The 2,853-nt window shown below is 37.6% G+C and carries 2 protein-coding genes; both read left to right on the top strand.

Annotated elements, in window-relative coordinates:
• Nucleotides 1-752 precede the first annotated feature (752 nt).
• The gene (locus AB1422_18665) at nt 753-2,204 is read left to right on the top strand and encodes a putative sulfate exporter family transporter (GenBank protein ID MEW6621323.1); all 1,452 of its coding nucleotides are present in this window, start codon (nt 753-755) and stop codon (nt 2,202-2,204) included.
• A gap of 69 nt (nt 2,205-2,273) precedes the next feature.
• Complete coding sequence (locus AB1422_18660; protein ID MEW6621322.1) at nt 2,274-2,423, top strand: hypothetical protein; 150 nt, start codon at nt 2,274-2,276, stop codon at nt 2,421-2,423.
• The last annotated feature ends 430 nt before the right edge of the window (nt 2,424-2,853 follow it).

Below are 2,853 nucleotides of genomic sequence, written 5' to 3'. Positions count from 1 at the left end.
TATCTCTACTTCTGATAGGTTTTCCTCTTCCATAATGGTAATTAATTTATTAACCCTTTTTATATCCATATCTCTACCTTCTTTAAAATTCTTATAGTCTGCCTCCACTACTTCATCAGGAATTTTGCTCCTGATACCATCCATTAGATATCTAATAATCCAGTTAATTCATTTATATTCATCTTCTCTGCGTCCTCTGCGGTGAGTAATTATCAAAAAATATTAGTAACCGTTCACCGCAGAGACACAGAGACGCAGAGAAAAAAATTAAAATCTATGGACGATACGCTTAAATCCGTCCCTCTTTTTCCTCAAGGCAAGCTCTTGAGTACACCAACATTAAACTTGCCCTGATGAAAATCAGGGATTGATTAACAAATCTGGTCACCATGCCCTATGTGTTTCCATGTCTGCACCAATAATCTTTTCTGTTATCTGATTTATTTCTATGTCTTCTCTGTTCCTCTGCGTCTCTGCGGTAAATTACCACCTGAACAGTTACAAATATTATATCATATTAATAAATAAAATGCAATTAATTTTTTTAAGTCGAGAAATAATTGTTGACATTTGTTTAACACTATGGTAATATTTTTCAAAACCCTATATTACCTGCCTATCGAGTTCCTATTAAAAAATCTCGACCTGTGCAGGTAGAAATAAAGGAACAAAATATTATCCTTTTATTTCTAATTGCACAGGTGGAAAATAGGTCAAAATTGAACGGAACATAAACTAATAGGAGTAAAAAAATGGAAGGGAAAACAAAAAATACACTTTTTAGTAATGAAGACTGGTTAGCAGTATGGTTGGGGCTTTTCATATTTTGTCTGGGGCTATTAAAAGTTTGTTGTGGGACAGATGTTTTGGGCTGGGTAGTGAAAAATAGTGTCTGGATGGATTTGGGTAAGAGTTTTGCCGCGGTTTCCAAAACATATACAGAAATGCCTCCAATAATTTCTTTAGTCTTGACCTACCTATTTTTATTAGTCATTATGACTATTGGAGCTATGGGATTAGGTGTGTCTCTTAAAAAATTTATCTTGAGTTTTACCATAGTTTTTGGGATAAGTTTTGTCTGTTGGACGCTTGGTCATTATGCCTACATTGCCGCTACCCCTGACCAACTTCAGAAATTTGGGATTGGGTGGTCATGTAATCTTACCGGTGAGGCAGGGCTTATTATCGCACTTCTGGTAGGATTGTGCATTGGGAATTTCTTTCCCCAGGTAACAAATGCTCTTAAAGAAGGAATTAAACCAGAATGGTATATTAAGACAGCAATAGTTATTTTAGGAGCAGGATTAGGTGTGAAGGCAGTTGAGGCATTAGGGTTAGCCACCAGTGTTATCTTTCGTGGTTTTTGTGCGATTGTAGAGGCATATCTCATCTATTGGGCGGTAGTTTATTTTATTGCCCGAAAATATTTCAAATTCAGCCGAGAATGGGTGGCACCACTTGCCTCAGGAATATCTATTTGTGGTGTCTCAGCCGCTATAGCTACCGGAGCGGCTATTAAAGCTAAACCCAGGGTAGCAATTATGGTTTCCTCATTAGTGGTTGTCTTTGCGGTGATTGAATTGATACTCTTACCTTTTCTTAGTCAGATATTTCTGTACAAAGAGCCAATGGTTGCCGGTGCCTGGATGGGATTAGCGGTTAAAACTGATGGTGCGGCAGTAGCCAGTGGTGCTATCACCGATTCTTTTATCCGAGCGAAAGTATTAGCCTTGCAAGGTATTAATTATAAAGAAGGCTGGATACTTATGACCTCTACTACCACCAAGATATTTATCGATATCTTTATTGGTATTTGGGCATTTATTCTGGCACTGGTCTGGGTATATGCCATAGAGAAAAAACCAGGTGAAAAGGTTAAACCTATTGAAATGTGGCATAGGTTTCCCAAATTTGTGATTGGTTATTGCGTCACATTCTTAGTTATGTTAGCACTATGCCTTATTTCATCAGGTCTTATCCCTGGCTTAAAAGAAACAACAGAACAATGTGATGTCTTTCGCAAGCTATTCTTTGCGATGACATTCTTTTCCATCGGTGCAGTCTCGAATTTCAGACAACTCTGGCAAGAAGGGATAGGGAAATTAACTGCCGTCTATGTCCTCTGTCTTTTTGGTTTTATCATCTGGGTCGGACTATTTATCTCCTGGATATTTTTCCATGGCATAAAACCGCCAGTAATATAGAGGATGAAGAGAATATTGTTTGAAATTCAGTGAGTTCAGTGGCTAAAAATCTAAACGAGGTGTTTTAAAATGGCAGAAGAACTTAAAATTTCAGAAGAAATGCAGAAAATGGAATATGAGCCATTACTTCCTGCAGAAAAAAAACTTATTGCCTCAAGCCTGATTCTGGGAGTAATTCTTTTAGGGATATTGATAGCCATAAGTTATACCTTTTTCTAAGAGCGTGAAACCTGTTATGAGGAGCCAAGAGTTCATGAATTAAAGAAGAGCCCCTTTATTAAGGGGGAATATACTTGCGACCGTCGGCTCTTTTGGTCTTTAGTCTTTGGTCTATTTTCAGGGGAAACGGACATGAACCAAGGCTCACAAAGGGCAATGAAAATGGGAGAAGGACAACCCCCTAACCCCCTTTATTAAGGGGGAATATGTGTTCTAAACCAGAGGATACGAGTCTGTGGATACTATACTAATTCGCTAATCTCTAATTCACTAATTCGCTATTTTCAGGGGAAACAGTCATGCCCACAGGGAGTGGGCACAAAGTCTTATGGTGAAATGTCAAGTAAAAAATTAAGTTTTTTTAAAAATATTTTTCTTGACTTATATCCCTAAAAAGGCACAAAAATAGTATGTTCGGATACAAGTGAAT

Source organism: bacterium, from assembly GCA_040757115.1.
GTDB lineage: Bacteria > UBA9089 > CG2-30-40-21 > CG2-30-40-21 > SBAY01 > JBFLXS01.
Note: the sequence above shows the minus strand (reverse complement) of the source record. Positions and strands in the feature narration are given on the sequence as shown.